We start from the raw sequence: 21,445 nt of genomic DNA, 5'->3' as shown, positions 1-21,445 counted from the left end.
CTGACGACGCGGTGGGTCTCCCACCCCGTCCACCTGCCCTAGGAGAAGAGTGACCCACCGGACCGTCATCACCTTCGGGACCTTCGACGTCTTCCACGTCGGGCACGTCCGCGTGCTCCAGCGAGCCGCCGAGCTCGGCGACCGCCTCGTCGTCGGCGTCTCGGCCGACGCGCTCAACATCGCGAAGAAGGGCCGCCCGCCGGTCTTCAACCAGGACGAGCGCCTCGAGATCATCTCGGCGCTCAAGGTCGTCGACGAGGTCTTCGTCGAGGAGTCCCTCGAGCTCAAGCGCGACTACATCGTCGAGCACGGTGCCGACGTCCTCGTCATGGGCGACGACTGGGCCGGCAAGTTCGACTGGGTGGGCGACGTGTGCGAGGTCGTCTACCTGCCGCGCACGCCGTCGGTGTCGACGACCGGCCTCATCGAGCACATCGCCAGCCTCGGCTGAGGCGCTCGCACACCGGGCACGGAAGGGGCCCGGGACCGATGCACCCGGTCCCGGGCCCCCGCCGACGGCAGCCTTACTGCCCCCAGGCGGCCGTCGACGCGTAGGTCCCCGCGGAGAGCGGAGACGTGACCCGAGCCGCTCCCTGGACGCGGTAGACGAGCAGCCTCCCGTCGCTCGCGCGTCGGGCCAGGATGTCGTCGCGGCCGTCACCGGTGATGTCACCCGCGCCGCGGACCGCGCTCATGGCGTTCCACCCGCCCAGACCGATGACCTGTGCAGCACCGAGGGTTCCGGATCCCGAGCCCGGGTAGAGCACCAGGGCTCCGTCGGACGCCCGGACGCACAGGAGATCCGGATGTCCGTCACCCGTGAACTCGCCAGCACTGAGCTGCGTCAGCCCGCTCCAGCCCGACGCGATGGTCGAACTGCTCCGGATGCCGCCGGCCCCGTTCCCTCGGTGCAGCACGACTCTGCCGTCGGTCCACCGCGTGACGAAGTCCGTGTAGCCGTCCTCGTCGAAGTCGCCCACGGGCAGGATGTGGCTGGCGCCGGTCCATCCCGACGCGAGCAGCGTGCGCCCAGCATTGAGGTTGCTGCGGCCCAGGCCCGGATAGACCCACACCTGTCCCGCCTTGTCGATGGCGGCGACGTCGCCGAGGTTGTCCTGGGTCCACGGCCCGATCAGGGCAGTCGCTCGCATGTCGGCGAAGCCGCTCCCCGCGATCTGTCTCACGGTGAAGCCCAGGGACCCGGTGTACGAGAGGGTCTTCATCGCGCCACCCGATGGCAGAAGTACATCCGCGAGGGAGTCGCCCGTGACGTCACGAGGGGAGAAGTTCGTCGACCACGGGGGTGTCGATGTCACGACCCACCACGTGCTCCGCAGCTTCTGCGAGGTGCGGAAGGCGTCCGCCGACACCGTCACTGACGATGCCGACCCCGTCAGCGTGACGGAGGCGACGCGTCCTCCCCATGTCCCGCCGCCGCCGTCACCGACCCGGGGACCGACCGTCAGGCGGACGAACCGTCCGATCGTCGGGTAGGCGCGCTCCACCGAACCGACCGGGAGCGTGGCAGTCCACGAGTGCGGGTTGGACGTCGAGGCGACCGCGCCGTCGTAGGGGTCGGTCTTGCCCGGGAGGTAGGCCGTGCCGCCACTGACCGTGCGCCCACCGTTCGACGCGGAGTACTGGGTGAATGCGGGCTTGCCTCCGTAGGTCAGGACGGTGCCGGCGGTGGCCGTCGTGGCTTTCGTCGAGCGCGTGTCCTCGTAGCGGCGCACGAGGGTGCCTGCCGAGCTGTAGTCGGCGATGCCGTTGTACGCCTGGCACGACACGTCGCAGATGTCGTAGACACGGGAGCCGGCAGCGGCACGCGAGTGGGCGGCATACGTGCGGGCGGCCACGGCCTGCGCCGACAGGGCTGCTGCGGGCCAGCTCGCCGACATCTCGACGGGCACCACGGCGCGTGTGTAGCGCTCGGAGCCGACGAGGTTGACGGCGTATGCCTTCCCGGAGACGGGCACGACGCGGACCGACCCGGCGTACTCACGCTGGGTGCCGCTCGGCAGCAGCACCCGGACCGACGACGTGGAGGGGCGGCTCACCGTGAGCGGCAGCGTCGAGCCCCGCCATGTCGTCACGGTGGACCAGCCCGCGCCCGAGTTCGCCTGCAGCGTCAGGGCCGAGCCGTCCGGGACGATGCGCCATCGGTAGGCGCTCGAGAGGGTGGACTGCCGCTTGCCGTCCGAGATGACCATGCCGCTGACCTTCGAGAACTGGGTGCCCGACGTGCCGACGGCCGAGAGCCACACGCGCAGCGTCGGGTCGGCCTGGGCGGTCCGCGTCGTGCCGGGGTAGTAGAAGCCGACGATCTGCTGCCACGTCATGGCCTTCGTGGCCGCGCCGTAGGCACCCCACTGTGAGAGGCCGACGCCGTGGCCGAATCCGTGGCCCGCCAACGTCAGGACACCGTTCGTGGGGCGAGGGTAGGTCTCGGACACGGCCCGCGGGGCCATCGGGTTCCATTGCCCGTCACGCCAGATCGCACCGGCGTTGCTGCGGATCGTCGGCAGCTGCTTGGCGTATGCCGTGTCGCCCGGGCATCCGGTCAGGCTGAGGTCGCGGTGTCCGAGGGTCCGAGGCAGCGTCACCTTCTGGCCCGGGTCGAACTTCGAGTTGCCGCTGGAGGTCAGCGTCACCGACGACGTCGGGTCGAAGAGGGACCGGTCGGCCTCCCAGGCGACGAGCTTGGTCACGGTGCTCTGAGTGGCGGCCGGTAAGGGGACCGACGTGAAGTCGCCGATGACCGAGATGCCCGTCGTCTCGGCGTTGAAGCCGCCGGCCTGGGCGCCCTGGACGAAGCCGGCCGGGCTGCCCTTGCGGCCCTCGTAGGCACGGCCGAAACGGTCGACGAGGATCTGGTAGCCGATGTCGCACCAGCCCTGGCTCTGCGTGTGGTACGCGTAGATCGAGCGGATGATGGCGGGCGCCTGGTCGGCGGTGTAGGTGTTCGAGTTGACCGTGTGGTGCACGACGACGGCCTTGAAGCCGGGGAGGCGCTCGGCGTCGCAGGTGCGCAGGCTCTCGTCCGCGCCCCACTGCGCGCGCGAGATGATCGTCGGTCGGGTGACGACCGCGACGGCCGAACCAGCGGGGGCGGAGAGTGCGTCGTCCGCGCTCGACCGGCCGCCGTCGACGAGGCTCGCTCGGAGACCGCGCGGGAGGGTGCCGTCGGGGGTGGTGACCCGGATGTCGATCCCGTCCGAGCCCGCCGCGGCCACGGCCTCGGTGCCCGGGCGCGCGTGGCGCGCGTCGGCCGAGCCGGGGTCGGGTCCGTCGCCGTCGAGGCCGAGGTCGGTCCAGCCCGACCACCCGCTCTCCCCGTGGGTGCGCACCTCGACGTGGGTGCCGGCGGGTGGCGTCGTGTCGAAGGTGACGCCGGCGAGGTCGAAGTCGACACCCTGGACCTGCTTCGTGGCCACGACGGGGTCGCCCGCGCCGTGTCGGTCACCGGTGGCGGCGGCGGTCCCGGAGACCGTCGCGGACCGTTTCGCGGTGCCCGTGCCGACGCCCGCGACGGCCGGGACGGCGACGTCGTGGACGACCGGTGAGACGGGGCGCGGCGTGGCGCCGGATGTCACGGTGGGGACCACCATGAAGGTGGCGGTCAGCGCGACGACGGCGAACGAGGTAGGGATGGGGCGCACGGGAGTCACTCCTGGGTCGGAAGACGCAATGGTCCCAAATGTCCCATTTATCGGAATGAACGCAAGGCCTTGGTAGCCAATTCGTGACCGTGCCAGCCGAATTCACAGGAAAGGCGGCATGGCCTGTCCCGTGAATGACAGCGGACGGTAAATTCCGGCGCCTGCCGGTGAAGGGGAAAGGCGCGGTCACGACCTTCGTGACCGCGCCTTTCCGGTGGTCCGGAGGCCGGGGCTCAGCCGTGCGACGGCGCCGGCTGGAGGTCCACCGTGAGCTCGGGCTCGGTCTTCTCGCGCACCTCGGCCTCGGTGACCCCGGGCGCGAGCTCACGCAGCACGAGGCCGGTCTCGGTGACGTCGAGGACGCAGAGGTCGGTGATGATGCGCTGGACGACCCCGCGGCCCGTGTAGGGCAGCGAACACTCCTTGACGATCTTGTAGGAGCCGTCCTTGGCGTTGTGCTCCATGAGCACGATGACCTTCTTGGCACCGTGCACGAGGTCCATCGCTCCGCCCATGCCCTTGACCATCTTGCCGGGGATCATCCAGTTGGCGATGTCGCCACCCTGCGAGACCTGCATGGCGCCGAGGATGGCGGCGTCGACCTTGCCGCCGCGGATCATCCCGAAGCTCGTCGCCGAGTCGAAGAAGGCCGCGCCCTTGCGCAGGGTGACGGTCTCCTTGCCGGCGTTGATGAGGTCGGGGTCCTCGTCGCCGTCGAGCGGGTAGGCGCCGACGCCGAGGATGCCGTTCTCGGACTGGAGCACGATCTCGACGTCGTCGGGGACGTAGTTGGGCACGAGCGTCGGCAGGCCGATGCCGAGGTTGACGTAGGCACCGTCGGCCAGCTCGGCGGCGGCGCGGGCCGCCATCTGCTCACGGGTCAGAGCCATCTCAGGCCTCCTGCTCGGTGGTCGTGCGCGGGCGGACGGTGCGGCGCTCGATGCGCTTGTCGGCGGCCTGCTCGGGGGTCAGCGGGAGGACGCGCTGCACGAAGATGCCGGGCAGGTGGATCTCGTCGGGGTCGAGCTGGCCGGGCTCGACGAGCTCCTCGACCTCGGCAACGGTGACGCGGCCGGCCATGGCGCACAGCGGGTTGAAGTTGCGGGCGGACTGGTTGAAGACGAGGTTGCCGTGGCGGTCGCCCTTCGCGGCCCGCACGAGCCCGAAGTCGGTCGTGATGGCCTGCTCGAGGACGAACGTCTTCGTCTCGCCCATCCACTCGAAGTCCTGGGTCTGCTTCGGCGGGGACGCCACGGCGACGTTGCCGGAGTCGTCGTAGCGCCAGGGCAGTCCGCCGTCGGCGATCTGGGTGCCGACGCCCGTCATCGTGAAGAAGGCGCCGATGCCGGACCCGCCGGCGCGCAGGCGCTCGGCGAGCGTGCCCTGCGGCGTCAGCTCGACCTCGAGCTCGCCGGAGAGGTACTGCCGCTCGAACTCCTTGTTCTCACCGACGTACGAGCTGACCATGCGGCGGATCCTCTTGTCGCGCAGCAGGATGCCGAGGCCCCAGTCGTCGACGCCACAGTTGTTCGAGACGGCCTCGAGGTCGGTGAGGCCGGCGTCGTGGATCGCCGCGATGAGGACGGAGGGGATGCCGCAGAGACCGAAACCGCCGACCGAGAGCGACATTCCGTCGCTGATCCCGGCGATGGCCTCCTGGGGGGTGGAGACGACTTTGTCCATGGGTCGGACTCTATCCGCGCCGTCGCGCCGGGGTGCCGTGGGGTCGCCCCACACGAGCGCGCCGACCTGTGGTCGCCGAGCACGTATGCCGTTCGCGTGCCGGGGAGAGGGAATGACAGTCGTGTCATTCGTGACCCCGGCGAAGAACAGGCCTGTAATTCGTCGAACCGCCTTGTGATGGGTGTGACTGGAGTGCATAAATGGTGCGGGAGTAAACCCGCTCCCTCCCCTGACAAGAGGTTCACCATGGCCTTGCGCCGACACCCACTGGGCCTCGTCCTCGCTCTTCCCGCGCTGACCGTGCCCATGACGGCGAGCCCGGCTGCGGCGGTCCAGGCGCCGCCGACCCGGACGCTCCCGAGCACCCTCGACGTGTACGTGCCCTACCAGGAGCAGACGGTCTGCGACCCCGTGGCGCGTCCCGGCGTGCTCGCGTTCGCCCGGCTCATGACCTCTCACTACGGGATGGGCTCGACGGGACTCATCGGGCGCGCCTGCGGCAGCGGTCCGTCGGAGCACTACGACGGGCGGGCCTGGGACTGGATGCTCAACGTCGACAACCCCTCGCAGGAGGCCGTCGCCCAGTCGGTGCTCGCGTGGCTGACCGCCCCCGACAAGAACGGCGTCAAGGGCGCCATGGCCCGTCGCTTCGGGATCATGTACATCATCCACGACCGCAAGATGTGGCGCTCCTACGCGACGGAGCGGGGCTGGGCGCCGTACTACGGCTCCTCGCCCCACACGGACCACGTGCACTTCAGCTTCAACTACGACGGGGCGGCCGGCCGCACGTCGTGGTGGACGGGGGTCGCGACCCGCAGCTACCTCACCTCGCTCCCGCCGGCGGCGACGACGCTGCCGACGACCCCGCCCAGCACCCCGACGCCGTCGACGCCCGTGACGACCAAGCCCGTGCTGCTCTCCTACGGCATGCGCTCCGAGGCGGTGCGCCAGCTGCAGGTCCGGCTCGGCAACCTGCCCACGACCGGCTACTTCGGCGACCAGACCAAGGCCCGTGTCGTCGCCTACCAGACCTTCGTCGGGCTGCCGCGGACCGGCGTCGCCGACCTGCGGACACAGGAGATCCTCGCGGCCCGCGGGTGGCGGAGTGTGACCGCGGCCTACCCGACGCTGAAGCCGGGGACGACCTCGGCCGCCGTCAGGACCCTCCAGGGCAAGCTCGGCTCGCTACCGACGACCGGCTACTACGGCAGCCTGACCCGGGCCCGGGTGACGGCGTACCAGAAGTTCGTCGGCCTGCCGCAGACCGGAGTCGCCGACCCGGTGACGCAGGCCCGACTCTGGGTGCGCGGCTGGACCGGGACCGCGGCGGCGTCCGGCACGACGACGAAGGCCTACCCGACCCTGCGGTTCGGGATGACGTCGGCGGCGGTCAAGACGCTCCAGGCCAGGCTCGGCTCGCTGCCGACGACCGGCTACTACGGCACGCTGACGCGCGCCCGGGTGACGGCCTACCAGCGCTTCGCCGGGCTGCCGCAGACCGGTGTCGCCGACTCGGCCACGCAACAGCGGCTCTACACGCGCGGCTGGTCCGCGACGGCGAGCACGGTCGCGCTCGTCACCAGCACCACCACGGCCGGGAGGGACCTCGCCATGACCACCTATGCGAGCACGTCGTCACGCAGCAGCGCCGGGGTCGCCAGCGTCGACATCGGCACGAGCTACACGGCGTACAAGAGCCTGACGCTCGCGACCGGTTCGCGCGGCGCCGCGGTGCGCGTCCTCCAACGGGCGCTCGGCGGCCTCGCCGTCGACGGTGTCTTCGGCTCCGTCACGCGCGACAAGGTCGTCTCGTTGCAGCGCTCGCTCGCGCTGCCACAGACCGGGGTCATGACCCCCGAGCTCTGGGACGTCCTCGAGGCCCGTGACTTCCCCTTCGTGGCCGACCGGTCGACGGTGCTGCGCGCGGGTGACACGGGACCTCAGGTCGTCGCCGTGCAGCGCCTGCTCGGCGTCCGTCAGACGGGCGTCTTCGACCTGGCGACGCGCGAGGCCGTCAAGTCCGTGCAGGCGCGGGCGGGCCTCGCCAGCACCGGGGTCGTCGCGTCCCGGACCTGGTCGCTCTTCGACCGGCTGTCGGCGTAGAGCCTTGTCGCTCAGGCGCTCTCGCGGGCGTCGACGGTGACGCCCTCCGAGGTGAAGCGGTCTGCGAGGTCGTCGCGCTGACCGCGCACGAGCACGACCGACCCGTCGACCGCCCAGGCGGCGAGCGCCCGGCGCAGCACCGGCTCGAGGGCGCCGCCGAGCACGACGCGCGGGGACGTGCCCCAGCCGTCCTCAGGCACGACGACGGCGCCGTATGCCGTGTCGACGCCGTCCGCGGCCAGCGCGACGTCGCCGGGCTCGGCGTCGGACATCGGCGAGAAGAGGTCGCCGTGGGTGGCCAGCTCGCGGGCCTCGTCGACGGCGCCACCCGCGTCGTCCGCCTCCGGGTGCCGACGGGCCAGGGCCGGCAGCGAGACGAGCACCGCGTCACCTCCGTGGCCGGCGGCGGTAGCGGGGGAGTCGGTGACGAGCACGTCGGCCCCGGTGGCCGCGTCGCCGACGACGACCGTCGCGCCGACCGACCACGCCGCCAGGGCCCAGTAGAGCGAGCGCCAGTGCGCCGGGAGGTCGATGCCGACCGTCGTGCCGGGGCCCGCCGCGGCGTCGTCCTGCAGGAGGTTCGCGGCCTTGGCGACCCAGTTGGCCAGGACGCGGGCGCTGAGCTCGATGCGCTCGCCCGCGGTGGGTCCCGGCTCGTCGTCGTACCACGTCAGGCGCGGCCGGCCCGGGTCCGCGGCGACCATCCGCGCGAGCACGTCGGCGGGCAGCAGGTCGCCCATCAGCTGTTCTTCGCTCCTTCGACCGTGGTGCCGGCCGGCGGCTCGGTCAGTGGCTCGTCGTCCTTGAGGGCCTTGAAGAGCGCCTTGGCGCGCTCCGTGTCCCACTTGACGGCGAGGGCGCCGGCGCTCGTGCGGTAGGCGAGGTCGGAGGTCGGCACGGACAGCGAGAGGCCCTCGTCGTTGCTGACCGCACGCATGGCCTGGAGCACCCGGACGGCGTCCATGATCCCCGTGTCCTGGCCGACTGCGAGGCCCGCGGCGGAGGCGTCGGCGAAGCTCTTGTAGCGCCAGGGGATGAGCACGGTCGAGGGCGTCGCGGCCTTCTTCATGAGCGCGCCGAGGAACTGGCGCTGCCGGGCGGCGCGCCCGATGTCGCCCAGCGGGTCCTCGTAGCGGGAGCGGACGTAGCCGAGGGCGTTGCCGCCGTCGAGCGTCTGGCAGCCCTTCTTGAGGTCGATGCCGGCCTTCTTGTCCTTCATGTCGCGCGGCACGCAGAGGTCGACGCCGCCGACGCTGTCGACGACGGCGGCGAAGCCACCCAGGCCGATCTCGATGTAGCCGTCGACGTGGATGCCGGTGACCTGCTCGACGGTGTCGGTCAGCAGCTTGGGTCCGCCGATGGAGTACGCGGCGTTGATCTTGTTGGAACCGTGCCCCGGGATGGGCACGTAGGAGTCGCGGGGGAGCGAGACCATGACCGGCTTGCCGCCGCTCTCGGAGACGTGGACGAGCATGATCGTGTCGGTGCGGTTGCCGGCCGCGTTGCCCGTCGCGTACTTCTTGCGCTGCTCCTTGGTCAGGCCCTCACGGCTGTCGGAGCCCACGAGGAGGTAGTTGTAGCCCGACGTGTCGGTGGGCCGCTCGCCGGCGGGGATGTTGTCGACCTTGTTGACGGCCCCCCACGCCTGCATCGGCACCCAGACCATGAAGCCGATCCAGGCCAGGAGCAGCACGAGCAGCACGACGAGCGCGATGCGTCCGCGGCGCCATCGGTAGCGGGGCTCACGCGCCGGGGTGTCCGGTCCGGCGTCCCTCTCGTCGATGCGCGAAGCGGCGACGGCCGCGCCGCCGGGTCGCTTGGGGCCACGCCGGGTGTCGACGACGTAGGCGTCGTCATGGCCGGGACGACGCGGAGTGCTCGGATCAGTCGGCATCGGCTGCCTTCACGCTCGGGGACGGGGGAACTTCGCCGGACAGTGTGACAGCCGTTCCTGTCGACTTCACGTGCTCGGCTGCGGACCCCGCCTCGTCGAGCGCGATGCGGCGCGCCAGGCGGGTGTAGCGCGTCTCCATCGCCCGGAAGCGCTTGTAGGTCGTCACGACGAAGCCGAGGAAGGCCACGACCAGCCCGTAGAGGATGAGGTCGGCGCCGCGTCCGATCCCGAGCGCCTTGGCGAGGTTGGTCCACGTCTTGCTCGGGTCGATGATCGAGTAGATGACGAGGCCGAGCAGGAAGAGCAGCCCCAGACGACGCAGCGCCTGCGTGCGCTGACCCGAGCCGATGAGCAGCCGCCACGCGATCGCGAGGACCGCGGCGATGAGCAGGATCTGGATGACACTCTGTCGACTCATCGCCAGATCAGCTCCGCGAGGATGTTGACGGCGTTCCAGAGCGACTGGCCCTTGGCCTTGGAGTAGTCGGTGTAGAGGATGTGCACGGGCTCCTCCGCGTAGGCGACCTTCGCGCCGTCGAAGCGCATCGACCCGATCTGGGCGACGATCTCGGAGGCGTGCGCCATCCGGTTCTGGGTGATGTCGAGGCGCTGCACGACGTCACGGTGCAGGACGCGCAGGCCGTTGTGCGCATCGGTCAGTCGGGTGCCCGTCGTGAAGTTCGTGTAGGCGACCGCGGCCCGCAGGACGAGCCGCTTCGAGGCCGAGGCGTCGGTGCGCTCGTCGAGGAAGCGTGAGCCGAACACGACACGCACGTCGCCCTGCCGGATGCGGTCGACCATGACCTCGACGTCGTGGATCTGGTGCTGGCCGTCGGCGTCGTAGGTGACGACGTAGCGCATGGCCGGGTCGCCCAGGGCGTAGTCGAAGCCCGTCTGCAGGGCCGCGCCCTGCCCGAGGTTGACGGGGTGACGCACGACGGCCGCACCCGCCTGCTCGGCACGGTCGGCCGACCCGTCGTGCGACCCGTCGTCGACGCACACGATGTTGGGGAAGACGGCGCGGGCCTCGCGCACGACGTCGGCGATGACGGCTGCCTCGTCGTAGAGCGGCACGACCAGCCACACGTCCTCGTTCTGCATGCGCCCAGCGTAGAGCGCCGTCGGTGCCCTGACCGACACGCGAGGTGCGCACGGCAGCACGCCCGGGAGCCGGGGCCGGGAACTAGAGTCGGGGCACCATGACGGACGACTCGACGGGCTCGGCCGCGCTCCGCATCGCGATCGTCGGCCCGACCCACCCGCACAAGGGCGGCGTCGCCGCGCACACGACGATGCTCGCCCACCACCTCGCGGACGCCGGGCACGACGTCACGCTCGTGTCGTGGGCACACCTCTATCCCTCGAAGCTGCACCACGCCGATGCGTCCGTGCCCGACGGGGTGCCCGAGGTGCCTCCGTTCCCGCGGACGATCCGGGCGCTCAGCTGGGCCCGGCCCGACACGTGGGTGCGGGCCGGTCGGCGGCTGCGCGATGTCGACGCGATCCTCGTCGTCCACGTCATGCCTCGCGTCGTCCCGGCCCACCTGGCGCTGCTGCGGGCGGCCGGCGCCGTGCCAGGTGGTGCCGGTCCGCGCCCTCAGTCGGTCGTCGTCTGCCACAACGTCATGCCGCACGAACCGCACCCGGGTGATGCCCGGCTCATGTCGGTGCTCTTCTCGCGCGTCGACTCCGTGCTCGTGCACAGCGCCGACCAGGCCACCGTGGCCCACGAGCTGGGGGCCCGACGAGTCTCCGTCGCCGACCTCCCGCCCCACCTCCCGGGGGGCGACCCGATCCACCGCGGACCGCGGCCCGGTCCCACCCGCCTGCTCGCCCTCGGCCTGATCCGGGAGTACAAGGGCATCGACGTGCTCCTGCGCGCCATGCGGACCGTGCCCGAGGTCACCCTCACGATCGCCGGTGAGATCTGGGGCGCCAACCGCGGCGTCATCAGCCGCCTCGCCTCGGACCCGGCGCTCGCCGGGCGGGTCGAGATCCGCGACGGCTACGTCCCCGCCGACGCGCTCGCCTCGCTCCTCGCCGACCACGACGTGCTCGCGTTGCCCTACCGCTCGGCGACGGCCTCGCAGAACGTCATCCTGGGCCACGCCCACGGGTTGCCCGTCCTCGCCTCCGACATCGCCCCCTTCTCCCAGCAGGTGGCCGACGGCGTCAACGGGATCCTCGTCCCGCCTGAGGACGAGCGAGCGCTCGCGGGTGCGCTGCGCCGTCTCGGCGACCCCGACGTCCGCCGCCGCCTCGCCGAGGGCGTGCAGACCCCCGACCTGTCGGGACCGTGGGCGCACTACCTCGGAACCCTCGAGGCGCTCTCCGTCGACGAGAGCGTGCTGCTCGGCGACCCGGGCCTCCCCGCCGACGAGCCCGGCGTGCCTGCCGACGAGCCCGACGACCTCGACGACCCCGACGACCTCCACCCCAGGGACGAGGACGGGCCGGCGGAGCAGGGCCTGCTCCCGCACGCCCGCCGCGTCCTGGGTCGCGGTGCTCGCAGCGTCGCCGGCCGGGCCCGTCGCACCGCGACCCGGGCCGTGGCGGCGCGGCGTCCGCTCGTCTCGCTCCGTCCCGACGACCTTCCCGAGTGGGTGCTTGCGACCGACGTGCTGGGCGAGCCCGACGAGGCCGACGACGCCCGCCGGCTCTCACGCATCCTCGGCCTGCCGCGATCCCTCGACAGCGTCTCGGCGTGGGCGGCCCTCGGCAGTCTCGCCGCGATCCTGCGGGTGCGCGACGACGGCCGCCGCAGCGCCGTGATCGTCGACGAAGGCGGCACGCGGTCCCTCCTGTCCCGGTGGGCCCGCGCGGTCGGCTTCGCCCCCGTCGAGATCGACTTCACCGGCTCGCACCCGAGCGTCGCGGCGCTCGACGTCGACACCGGATCCCTCGACGTCATCGTCCGCATCCACCCCCATGGCTGCGACGCCGACGACGTCGACCACGTGCTCGAGCAGGCCTCGTGGGCGCTGCGCTCCGGCGGCCTCCTCGTCGTCACCGTCCCGATCGGCCCGCGCGCGGCCGAGGGGGCCGTCGGACCCGCCGACGTGCGTGGCATCCTGGCCCGCGCCCACGACCTCGGGTTCGTGCTCATCGGCGACCTCGACGGCGACGTCAACGCCCGGATGCGGGAGGCGGCGTCACGCGCGCGGGCCGACGACGCGGCATACGGCCTCGTGCGTCTCACGCTGCGACGGCGCTGAGCACCCGGATGACGCTGCGATGATGGGTGCGACATGACCCGTAAGAAGATCCTCACCGTCCTGCGCGTGGCCATCGCGCTCATCACGCTCGCAGCCGTGGTCTACGCAGTCGTCCACAACTGGGCCGACGTGTCCGTGCACCTCGACAAGATCTCGTGGACGACGTTCCTGTGGTCGACGCTCGCGGCAGGCGTCGGCACGTGGCTGACGATGATCGGCTGGAAGACGCTGCTGCGCGACCTCGGCTCCGACCTGCACCCTGCGCCCGCGTCCGGCGTCTACTTCGTCGGCCAGCTCGGCAAGTACCTTCCGGGCTCGCTGTGGTCGGTGCTCGTGCAGGCGGACATCGCGAGCCACCTCAAGGTGCCGCGTCGGCGCACCGCCGTGACCGGCCTGCTCGCGCTCGGGCTGGCCCTGCTCACCGGCCTGCTCGTCGGGCTCCCGGCCGCGTCGTTCCTGCTCACGAGCACCTCGTCGGGCTTCGACTGGTGGCTGCTCCTCGGCATCCCGATCCTCGTCGTGCTCTGCGTGCCCAAGCTGCTCAACGCGATCATCGACAAGATGCTGCGCACCATCAAGCGCGAGCCCCTCGAGCACGGCCTCTCGGCAGGCGCCGTGCTGCGCGCAGTCGTCATCTTCGTCCTCGTGTGGGTCGCCTTCGGCGTGCACACCCTGCTGCTCGCCCGGGCGGTCGCCGGGGACGCCTCGCCCCACCCCGACCTCACGACCGCGGCGATGACGGGCTACGCCCTGTCGGTGTCGCTCGGCATGCTGACGATCGTCCTGCCGGCCGGACTGGGTGCACGCGAGGGACTGCTCACCCTCATCCTGTCCACCGCCATGCCGACGCCGGCGGCGGCCGCCGTCGCGATCATGTCGCGCTTCATCGTCACGATCGTCGACGTCGTCGCAGCGCTCGGCGGGTGGCTCTACGCCCGCTCGCACCACCTCATCACCGAGCGGCACGCCGCCGCCGAGAGCGACGTCAGCGTCTGACCCGTCGCGGTCCGACCCGTCGCGGTCCGACCCGTCGCGCGCAGACGCTCAGCGGCGCTCGAGCACGAAGACGGGGATGAGGCGGTCCGTCCTCGTCTGGTACTCCGCGTAGGGCGGGTAGGCCGCGACGCACCGCTGCCACCACTGCTCGCGCTCCTGGCCCTCGAGCTCGCGGGCGTGCACGGGGAACGTCTCGGTGCCGGCCTGGAGGTCGATGTCGGGGTGGGCGAGGAGGTTGTGGTACCAGTTCGGGTGCGCCGGTGCCCCGCCCTGGCTCGCCACCGCGGCGAACGACCCGTCGTGCTCGACGCGCATGAGCGGCACCTTGCGGATCGCCGCGGTCTTCGCGCCGCGCATCGTCAGCATGACCACGGGCAGGCCCATGATGTCGACCGATGCGGTGGTGCCTGTGCTCTCGATCGTCTCGACCTGCTTGCGGACCCACTCGCTGGGGCTGGGGACGTACTCGCCGGTGATCGTCATGACGGCAGGGTAACCCGCTGTACACGCACCCAGCCCCCGGTGGTCACCGGGGGCTGGGAGGCGAACGGGGGAGGGCTCAGGCGGCGCCGGGCTCGGGGGCAGAGCTCCACGGGTACTTCTTGACGAAGTCCTCGACGACCGTCGTGTTGAGTCCTCCGCACAGCTGACGGTGACCCATCTGGGCGCCGACCTTGCCGGTGGCCTGGTCGACGTCGGCGGCCCAGTGGGACAGGGCGTACTTCTTGCCTGCGGGGAACGCGCCGTGGGCCGGGTCCCACGGGCTGATGAGGAACTTGTTGGCCGACTCCTTCATGGCGTTGACCTTGGTCGACAGGGCCTGGAACGCGGCTGCCTGCTCCTTCTCGACGGAGCGGTCGTACCAGAGGATCGTGTAGCCGTGCTCGAGGTTGTGCACCAGCGTCTCGATCTGCGGGGCGTCCGCGACGGTGTAGACGCGACGCCCGTCGACGGCCGGGACGGCGAAGTGCTTGCCGCTCGACGGCGGGACCGTGGAGTACGTGATCTTCGTGACGTCCGGCTGGTTGGTGCCCGGGCCGACGTGGTCGCTCGAGCCGCTCGCGGGGTCGTTGGTGATGGGGTCGCACGAGGCGGCGGCGACGTCGCCGCTGATGTTCTGGAGCGCCTCGTCCTTCTTGTTCTGCTCACCGATGATCGCCCAGGCGACGGCCGCGCCGATGATGGCGATGACGGCCACGCAGGCGCCGATCACGACGAAGAGGCGACGGCGCTCGGCCTTCTTCTGGGCGGCCTGCATCTCGGCGACGCGCTCGCGGCGGTCTCGGCTCGTCTCGCGGGCCATCGTTCCTCGTTCCTGTCGGTCTGTCGGCGGCGGCCGGTGGGGCCGGTGGGGCGGGGGTGTGAGTCGCTCGTCGACGGACGGGTCGTCCCGTGCGGCGACGGTGCCGAGTGTAGGCGAGGATGTTGTGGTGCCCGAAGCCCCGACCCGCCTGTGGCGCAGCGACCGCGAGATCGCGCTGCGTGCCCAGCTCGGCGTCTTCCGCCGGGGCTCGGGTGACCCGACCTCACGCTTCGGACGCGACGGCACGGTGACGCGGGCGGCGCAGACGCCCGACGGCGTCGGCACCCTCCACCTCGTGTGCCGCCCCGGGGACGCCGAGGTGCAGGCCCAGGCGTGGGGTCCGGGAGCGGCGTGGCTGCTCGACGCCGTGCCGGGTCTCCTCGGCGACGACGACGACCCCTCGGGCTTCGAGCCCCACCACGACCTCGTCGCCGAGGCGTGGCGGCGCTTCTCCCACTGGCGGGTGCCACGCTCGGGTCTCGTCTTCGACGCGCTCGCTCCGGCGGTCATCGAGCAGAAGGTGACCGGTCAGGAGGCGTTCTCGGGCTACCGCGTGCTCGTGCGTCGCTTCGGCGAGCCGGCGCCCGGACCCTTCCCGGGGCTCATGGCCCCGCCGACGGCAGCCGGGTGGGCGGCGGTCCCGTCATGGGCGTGGCTGCAGGCGTCCGTCGACGGCGCGCGCTCGCGCACCGTCGTGCGGGCGGCGGGGTATGCCGGCCGGCTCGAGCAGGGGGCGTCCGTGTCCGTCGCGGAGGCGCACCGTCGCCTGCGGGCTCTGCCGGGCGTCGGGGTGTGGACAGCCGCCGAGGTGGCGCAGCGAGCGCTGGGCGACCCCGACTCCGTGTCCTTCGGCGACTACCACGTGGCCAAGGACATCGGGTGGGCTCTGACCGGGACCCCGGTGGACGACGACGGACTCGCCGAGCTGCTCGAGCCCTACCGCGGGCACCGCTACCGTGTGCAGCACCTGCTCGGTCTCGCGGGGCACCACCGGCCGCGCCGCGGGCCGCGGATGGCGCCACGCACGCACCTGCCGACGCGCACCCGCTGAGCGACGCCGGACGGCATACCAACTCGTGGTCACGACGTGTCACGCACGACGGCCCGGCACCCCCTGACGGTGCCGGGCCTTCGTGCGTCCTGCCGCTCGGTCAGCGGCGGTAGGAGACGACCACGCTCGGGCGCGGGAATCCGTCGGTGTGCGGCCAGGTGCTCGACGGCGCCTCGAAGGTCGCGCCGTCCGTCTCGCCGGGGTGCTGCACGGCGACGAAGACCGAGCGCTGGTCCTCGGTGACAAATGGGCCGCAGGTCTCGGCGCCGAACGGCACGGTGAGGAACTGCTCGACGCAGCCGCGGTCGGGTCCGGAGACCGGCACCCGGAAGAGGCCGTCGTTGGAGCCGAGGACGTTGCCGTCGGTCGAGATCCAGAGGTTGCCGACGGCGTCGAAGGCGACGTTGTCGGGGCAGCTGATCGGGCTGACCTTGGACTTGTCATAGCCCGCGAAGTACGTCTCCGGCGCTGCGGGGTCTCCGCAGACGAGGAAGAGGTCCCACGTGAACGTCGTTGCGGTGTGGTCGTTCCCGAGCTCGGTGAGCTCGAGGACGTAGCCGTTGCGGTTGCCCGACTTGCTCGTGAGCGGTGCGTCCAGGCTCGCGCGGACCATGCTCGAGGCGAGCGGGTTGGTCTCGTCGGTCGGGTACTTCACCCCGCGGTCCGAGTTGTTGGTCAGGGCGGCGTAGATCTTGCCGTTGACGGGGTTGGGCTCGACGTCCTCGGGACGGTCCATCTTCGTCGGGCCGACGGTGTCGGCGGCGAGTCGGGTGTTGACGAGCACCTCGGCGACGCTCATGCCGGGGACGTGGGAGCGGGTGTCCGAGGTGAGGGCGATCCACGTGCCCGCGCCGTCGAACTCGCCGTCGCCCGTGCCGTCACCGACGAACTTCGCGACGTAGAGGGTGCCCTTGGTCAGGAGGGTCTTGTTGTGCGCGCGGGCGGCGCGCGACTCGCCCTTGCGGAAGCGGTCTGCCGAGACGAACTTGTAGAGGTAGTCGCCGCGCTCGTCGTCACCCATGTAGGCGACGGCGTGGCCGGACTCGGAGATCGTGACGTTGGCGCCCTCGTGCTTGAAGCGGCCGAGCATCGTCTGCTTGACCGGCGTCGAGTCGGGCTCGAAGGGGTCGACCTCGACGACCCAGCCGAAGCGGTAGGCCTCGTGCGGGTGCTTGCTGAGGTCGAAGCGCTCGTCGACGGTCGACCAGCCGCGGTTCGTCACGGCTGCGGTGGCGAGGCCGTAGCGCTTGAACGACGTGGCGTTCGCCGCGTCGACGGCGCCGCTCGCGTCGAAGTAGCCGTTGAAGTTCTCCTCGCCGGACAGCACGGTGCCCCACGGGGTCGTGCCGCCGGCGCAGTTGCCGAAGGTGCCGTTGACGCGGGTCCCCGTCGGGTCGGCTGCGGTGCGGAGCAGCTCGTGGCCGGCGGCCGGGCCGTGGAAGGCGAACTCGGTGTGCACGGTGACGCGGCGGTTGTGGTGGGCGCGCCGGTGGTCGGCGCGGATCCAGGATCCCTGGGCGCGTCCGCGCTCGATCGTGACGACGGACATGCCGTGGGCGGCCATCGCGATCTTCTTGATCATGGCGTCGTCGTACTCGCCCGTCGGGAACATGAGGTTCTCGTCGGTGTACTCGTGGTTCGTGACGAGCAGGGCGCGTCGACCCTCGAGGGGCAGCACGCCGACGTAGTCGTTGTTGTAGCCGAACTGCTGGGCCTGGGCCTCCGGCGTCTGGGCGTGCGCGTCGAAGCGGGGTGCGCCGGCCTCGACCGGGTCGCCCCAGCGGATGACGACGTTGTGGGTGAACTCGGGGGCGTTCGTCACGGCGTCGGCCCGGTTGGGCGCGACGGGCGTGAAGGCGGCGCGGCCGACGTCCGCGGTGGTGCGGCTTCGGCCGGCTGCGGCGCTGGCGCCGGCGGCCGCGGCGGGGGTGGCGGTCGCGAGGCCGCCGACGACGAGTGCGCCGGCACCGATGGCGCCGCCCTTGAGGACGGACCGGCGGGCGAGAGCGCCCTCGACGAGGTCGCGCATCGCGGGGTTGGCGCTCTCGTTGGGGACCGGGGCGTCGCAGGCGTTGTTGCAGCGGTACTGGCACGTCATGCGGCTGCGCGAGCCGTGGCGTGGCGTGGCGATGAGGGGGAGAAGCTTGGGGGTCACGCGGGTGCTCCTTCGGCGAGTGAGTCCGCCGCGCCCCTCTGGTCGGCGCGGCTGGGAACCGTCTGTGACGTTAGGAGCGCCGGGGGAGCGGGTGGGTGCTCCTTCGGTGGCCATCGGGTGAACTCCGCGTGTCCCCTTCGTCAGGGGGCGTATGCCGTCCGAAACCACTCGTCGCGCGCCGCCGCGGGTGGGACTCTGGTCGACATGCGGATGCTCTTCGCGACGACGGCGGGAACGGGGCACTTCGGCCCCATGGTCCCGGTGGCCCGGGCGTGCGTCGAGGCAGGGCACGAGGTGCGGGTCGCGGCCCCGGAGTCCTTCGCGAACCACGTGGCGCGGGCCGGACTCGAGCACGTGCCGTTCGACGACGTACCGCAGGAGGTCATGGGCCCGGTCTTCGCGCGGCTGCCGTCGCTGACCCCGGAGGAGGCCAATGCGACGGTGGTCCGGGACGTCTTCGGTCGGCTCGACGCGCAGGCCGCCTGGCCGCGGGTGCAGGAGCTCGTCGACGCGTGGGCGCCGGACATCGTCCTGCGCGAGCCGTGCGAGTTCGGTTCGCTCGCCGCCGCGGTGCGCTCCGGGGTGCCGCACGTCGAGATGGCGATCGGGCTCGGGAGCCTCCAGCAGTGGGCCGGGCAGGCGCTCGTCGATCCGCTCGGCGAGCTCGACGGCGTCACCGGCCTCGACCAGGGGTCGTGCGCCGCGGCGATGTCGTCGGCGCCCGTCCTGTCACAGGTCCCACCGAGTCTCGACGTTCCGGACCACGTCCCGGGCGCGAGCGATGTTGCGGTTGAAGACGTCCCGACGGTCACCCGCTATCGAGACGGTGCGGCCCGCTCCGGCTCGGGGAAGGTCCCGTCCGGATGGGGCGATCCCGACCTCCCTCTCGTCTACGTGACGTTCGGGTCGGTGACGGCAGGCTTCGACGCGCTGAGCTCAGTCTTCCGTCTCTCGCTCGACGCGCTCGCCGACCTGCCCGTGCGGGTGTTCCTCACGACGGGGCACGCGGGAGACCCCGAGACCCTGCGGCCGTGGCCGGACAACGCTCACGTCGAGCGGTGGTGGCCCCAGGACGACGTCATGCCACTCGCGTCGGCGGTGGTCGGGCACGGCGGGTTCGGCACGATGATGTCCGCGCTCGTCGCCGGGGTGCCGCAGGTGCTCGTGCCGCTCTTCGCCTTCGACCAGGAGGTCAACGCCCGGCGCATCGAGGAGGTCGGGGCGGGCCTTCGCCTCGGAGGTCGCCACGAGGCGATGCCCGAGCTGGCCGGCGCCCTCACCCGGGTCCTCGGCGACACCGCCATCCGCTCCCGGGCGGCCGCGCTGGCCGACGAGATCGCGACGCTTCCGGCCGCGTCCGAGATCGTGGCCCCCATCGAACGGATCGTCACGAGCGGACTAGGCGGCTGACGAGCTGGGCGTCAGAGCCCCGAAGCGCTCAGCCGTCGACTAGGTCGTTCGTGGGGCCACGCGTACGCCCGGAGGCGCTCCCAGCCAGTCGATCTGGTACTCGCTGCCAGAGGGGAGCTTCGCGCTCATCTTCACCTCGAGGCTCGACTCGCGCGTCACCGAGAGCGTGGCGTCCATGCCGAAGGCCTTGAAGCCGAGACTGAACCCGCCACTCGCCTCGATGCTCACGTCGCGCTCGAAGCTCGTCGGCTTCGTGCCCGCGTCCCTGAGGTCGACGACGAAGGACTTCTGGATGACCAGCACGGGCGCCTTGTCGACGACACGCACCGCGAGCTCCAGAGGACCGTCGACCCGTCGAGGCCAGACCACGAGCTGACGGACGGCCTCGTACTGCCCATCGTGGGTGACGAGACGCGCCTCCCACGCGACGGGCAGCGAGACGAACAAGACCTGGGTCTCGCCGTTGCCGGCCGTGATCTCGGACGTGTCCGTGATGGTGACCTTCGCGTCAGCCGACAGCCCGTTGCCCGCGATCTTGAACTCGAGACCACCACCGTGTGCGTCAGACTTGCTGAACGACGTGGTGACCTCCGCGTCCGCGCCGGGGGGCGAGGCCGCCACAAGTGCAGGTACGTCCACATGGCCCTCACCGGATCCGAGCACCTCGTACCGTTCCCGGTCGCCCCACCAATGGCCCAGATCGCGTGCTGCGGAGCGCGCGGCGACCTCGTCGCGGGCTCCGGCGGCCTCGTCGAGCTCTCGGAGCTGTCGCTCCACGACCGTGGGCATGGGCGACCCGTCGCTCATGCTGGGCCTGAACCGGTCGACGCCGAAGTCGAGCGGCGTCTCGAGCGGGTCGACGTAAGTCACGGTCGCGCGCCCCTGCGGACGCAGGGTCCCCTGTGTGGTCATGGCTCGGACTCCTTCTGCGCTGGGAGTGATCCATCGACGTTACGCGCGATGACGTGAGCCCACGCGCGAACGGTGGTTCTCGGCTGAAGGCGGATCAGGGGATGTGGCGCTCGGCGTCGACCTCGTTGCGCATCTCGACGAGAGCCTGCGCGTGGTCGCGCAGGGCCACGTCCTCCTCGCTCACCGGCACCCAGGGGCGCGCGGCGACGGCGGTGCCGCGGACGTCGAGTGGCACGAAGACGATGAGCGAGTGGGTCGTCAGGTCGAGGTCGCCGGTCGAGGGGTCACCCGAGCGGACGTGGACGCTGATGTGCATGCTGGAGGTACCGGTGAGCAGCAGCCGCGCCTCCACCTCCACAAGGTGGCCGATCCGGAGCGGACGGTAGAAGCGGACCCCGCCGGCGTAGACGGCGACGTTGGACGCCGAGCTGGTCCACTGCGTGGCGAGCACGTGCGCGGCCTCGTCGATCCAGCGCATCACGATGCCGCCGTGCACCTTGCCGCCCCAGTTGACGTCGGTCGGGGCTGCGAGGAAGCGCAGCACGACGCGGGGCGCGGTGCCGGCGTCGCTGTAGGTCTGGGCGGCCATGGCGGCGGCGATCTCGTTGCGCAGACCGATCCGGGTGACCGCGCTCTCCTGCCACTCGCGGTCGTGCTCGTCCTCGGGGACGAGCTGGGCGACCGGGGTCGGCCGGCCGTGCTCGTCGACGGCAACGAAGACCATGATGCAGTCGGTGGTCGGGCGCAGGTCGCCGTCCTTGGGGTTGCCGGCCGAGACGGTGACGAGGATGTGCAGGCTCGTCGTTCCGGTGTGGATGATGCGAGCGGTGGCCTCGACGAGGTCGCCCACCTCGACCGGCCGGGTGAAGCGCACGTTGCCGACGTATGCCGTGACGCTGTACGTCCCGCTCCACCCCGCGGCTGCGGCGTAGCCCGCCTTGTCGATCCACTCGAGCACACGTCCGCCCCCGACCGTGCCGGAGTAGCCCGCGTCCGTGGGTGCGGCGAGGAAGCGCAGGGTGATCTCTCGGGCGCCGCGCGGCATGGGTCCTCCTGGGGCC

At 71.7% G+C, this 21,445-nt stretch carries 18 protein-coding genes; 6 read left to right on the top strand and 12 right to left on the bottom strand.

Going from position 1 to position 21,445, the window contains the following annotated elements:
- The first annotated feature begins 49 nt into the window (after positions 1–49).
- Complete coding sequence (locus tag AB4Z14_RS13840; RefSeq protein WP_020144383.1) at positions 50–451, top strand: adenylyltransferase/cytidyltransferase family protein; 402 nt, start codon at positions 50–52, stop codon at positions 449–451.
- A gap of 73 nt (positions 452–524) precedes the next feature.
- Here AB4Z14_RS13840 and AB4Z14_RS13835 read toward each other — a convergent pair whose 3' ends face one another.
- The 3 genes from AB4Z14_RS13835 to AB4Z14_RS13825 form a co-directional block, all read right to left on the bottom strand.
- Positions 525–3,659, bottom strand: a complete 3,135-nt coding sequence (locus AB4Z14_RS13835; RefSeq protein WP_442275680.1) for a SpoIID/LytB domain-containing protein — start codon at positions 3,657–3,659, stop codon at positions 525–527.
- A 233-nt stretch (positions 3,660–3,892) separates the two neighbouring features.
- Positions 3,893–4,549, bottom strand: coding sequence for a 3-oxoacid CoA-transferase subunit B (locus tag AB4Z14_RS13830; RefSeq protein ID WP_442275679.1), 657 nt, complete (start codon positions 4,547–4,549; stop codon positions 3,893–3,895).
- A 1-nt stretch (position 4,550) separates the two neighbouring features.
- Entirely contained in the window at positions 4,551–5,342 is a 792-nt protein-coding gene (locus tag AB4Z14_RS13825) for a CoA transferase subunit A (RefSeq protein WP_442275678.1), read from the bottom strand.
- Between the two features lie 246 nt (positions 5,343–5,588).
- On the opposite strand from AB4Z14_RS13825, the gene AB4Z14_RS13820 reads away from it, so the two are divergent.
- The gene (locus tag AB4Z14_RS13820) at positions 5,589–7,448 is read left to right on the top strand and encodes a peptidoglycan-binding domain-containing protein (RefSeq protein WP_442275677.1); all 1,860 of its coding nucleotides are present in this window, start codon (positions 5,589–5,591) and stop codon (positions 7,446–7,448) included.
- 11 nt (positions 7,449–7,459) lie between these two features.
- Here the strand turns inward: AB4Z14_RS13820 and AB4Z14_RS13815 are convergent, their stop codons facing one another.
- Genes AB4Z14_RS13815 through AB4Z14_RS13800 form a run of 4 tightly spaced genes read right to left on the bottom strand, consistent with a single transcriptional unit; the run spans position 7,460 to position 10,443 of the window.
- Positions 7,460–8,188 carry a TIGR03089 family protein gene (locus AB4Z14_RS13815; protein ID WP_442275676.1) on the bottom strand — a complete coding sequence of 243 codons (729 nt, stop codon included), beginning with the start codon at positions 8,186–8,188 and terminating at the stop codon, positions 7,460–7,462.
- Positions 8,188–9,342: an LCP family protein gene (locus AB4Z14_RS13810; protein WP_442275675.1), complete on the bottom strand. Its 1,155-nt coding sequence runs from the start codon at positions 9,340–9,342 to the stop codon at positions 8,188–8,190. The genes AB4Z14_RS13815 and AB4Z14_RS13810 overlap by 1 nt, the downstream gene beginning before the upstream one ends.
- The gene (locus AB4Z14_RS13805) at positions 9,332–9,760 is read right to left on the bottom strand and encodes a DUF2304 domain-containing protein (protein WP_056775741.1); all 429 of its coding nucleotides are present in this window, start codon (positions 9,758–9,760) and stop codon (positions 9,332–9,334) included. The genes AB4Z14_RS13810 and AB4Z14_RS13805 overlap by 11 nt, the downstream gene beginning before the upstream one ends.
- The gene (locus AB4Z14_RS13800) at positions 9,757–10,443 is read right to left on the bottom strand and encodes a glycosyltransferase family 2 protein (protein WP_056775742.1); all 687 of its coding nucleotides are present in this window, start codon (positions 10,441–10,443) and stop codon (positions 9,757–9,759) included. The genes AB4Z14_RS13805 and AB4Z14_RS13800 overlap by 4 nt, the downstream gene beginning before the upstream one ends.
- A 98-nt stretch (positions 10,444–10,541) precedes the next feature.
- Here AB4Z14_RS13800 and AB4Z14_RS13795 point away from each other — a divergent pair, with 98 nt between their 5' ends.
- A complete protein-coding gene (locus AB4Z14_RS13795; RefSeq protein ID WP_442275674.1) occupies positions 10,542–12,557 on the top strand; it encodes a glycosyltransferase in 2,016 nt (671 codons plus the stop codon).
- Positions 12,558–12,590: 33 nt separating this feature from the next.
- Entirely contained in the window at positions 12,591–13,553 is a 963-nt protein-coding gene (locus AB4Z14_RS13790) for a lysylphosphatidylglycerol synthase domain-containing protein (protein ID WP_442275673.1), read from the top strand.
- A 48-nt stretch (positions 13,554–13,601) separates the two neighbouring features.
- On the opposite strand, the gene AB4Z14_RS13785 is transcribed toward AB4Z14_RS13790, so the two are convergent.
- Together AB4Z14_RS13785 and AB4Z14_RS13780 are read right to left on the bottom strand one after the other, a co-directional pair.
- Positions 13,602–14,036 carry a nitroreductase family deazaflavin-dependent oxidoreductase gene (locus AB4Z14_RS13785; RefSeq protein WP_442275672.1) on the bottom strand — a complete coding sequence of 145 codons (435 nt, stop codon included), beginning with the start codon at positions 14,034–14,036 and terminating at the stop codon, positions 13,602–13,604.
- A gap of 76 nt (positions 14,037–14,112) precedes the next feature.
- Complete coding sequence (locus AB4Z14_RS13780; protein WP_056827092.1) at positions 14,113–14,856, bottom strand: DUF3105 domain-containing protein; 744 nt, start codon at positions 14,854–14,856, stop codon at positions 14,113–14,115.
- 124 nt (positions 14,857–14,980) lie between these two features.
- Between AB4Z14_RS13780 and AB4Z14_RS13775 the strand changes: the two genes are divergently transcribed.
- Positions 14,981–15,907: a DNA-3-methyladenine glycosylase family protein gene (locus tag AB4Z14_RS13775; RefSeq protein ID WP_442275671.1), complete on the top strand. Its 927-nt coding sequence runs from the start codon at positions 14,981–14,983 to the stop codon at positions 15,905–15,907.
- A 100-nt stretch (positions 15,908–16,007) separates the two neighbouring features.
- Here the strand turns inward: AB4Z14_RS13775 and AB4Z14_RS13770 are convergent, their stop codons facing one another.
- Positions 16,008–18,062, bottom strand: a complete 2,055-nt coding sequence (locus AB4Z14_RS13770; RefSeq protein WP_442275670.1) for a PhoX family protein — start codon at positions 18,060–18,062, stop codon at positions 16,008–16,010.
- Positions 18,063–18,266: 204 nt separating this feature from the next.
- On the opposite strand from AB4Z14_RS13770, the gene AB4Z14_RS13765 reads away from it, so the two are divergent.
- Positions 18,267–19,472 carry a glycosyltransferase gene (locus AB4Z14_RS13765; protein ID WP_442275669.1) on the top strand — a complete coding sequence of 402 codons (1,206 nt, stop codon included), beginning with the start codon at positions 18,267–18,269 and terminating at the stop codon, positions 19,470–19,472.
- 39 nt (positions 19,473–19,511) lie between these two features.
- On the opposite strand, the gene AB4Z14_RS13760 is transcribed toward AB4Z14_RS13765, so the two are convergent.
- Together AB4Z14_RS13760 and AB4Z14_RS13755 are read right to left on the bottom strand one after the other, a co-directional pair.
- Positions 19,512–20,384: a hypothetical protein gene (locus AB4Z14_RS13760; protein ID WP_442275668.1), complete on the bottom strand. Its 873-nt coding sequence runs from the start codon at positions 20,382–20,384 to the stop codon at positions 19,512–19,514.
- 94 nt (positions 20,385–20,478) lie between these two features.
- Complete coding sequence (locus tag AB4Z14_RS13755) at positions 20,479–21,429, bottom strand: acyl-CoA thioesterase (protein ID WP_442275667.1); 951 nt, start codon at positions 21,427–21,429, stop codon at positions 20,479–20,481.
- Between the last annotated feature and the right edge of the window lie 16 nt (positions 21,430–21,445).

This window comes from Terrabacter sp. 2TAF16 (genome assembly GCF_052115065.1).
Lineage (GTDB): Bacteria > Actinomycetota > Actinomycetes > Actinomycetales > Dermatophilaceae > Terrabacter.
Note: the sequence above shows the minus strand (reverse complement) of the source record. Positions and strands in the feature narration are given on the sequence as shown.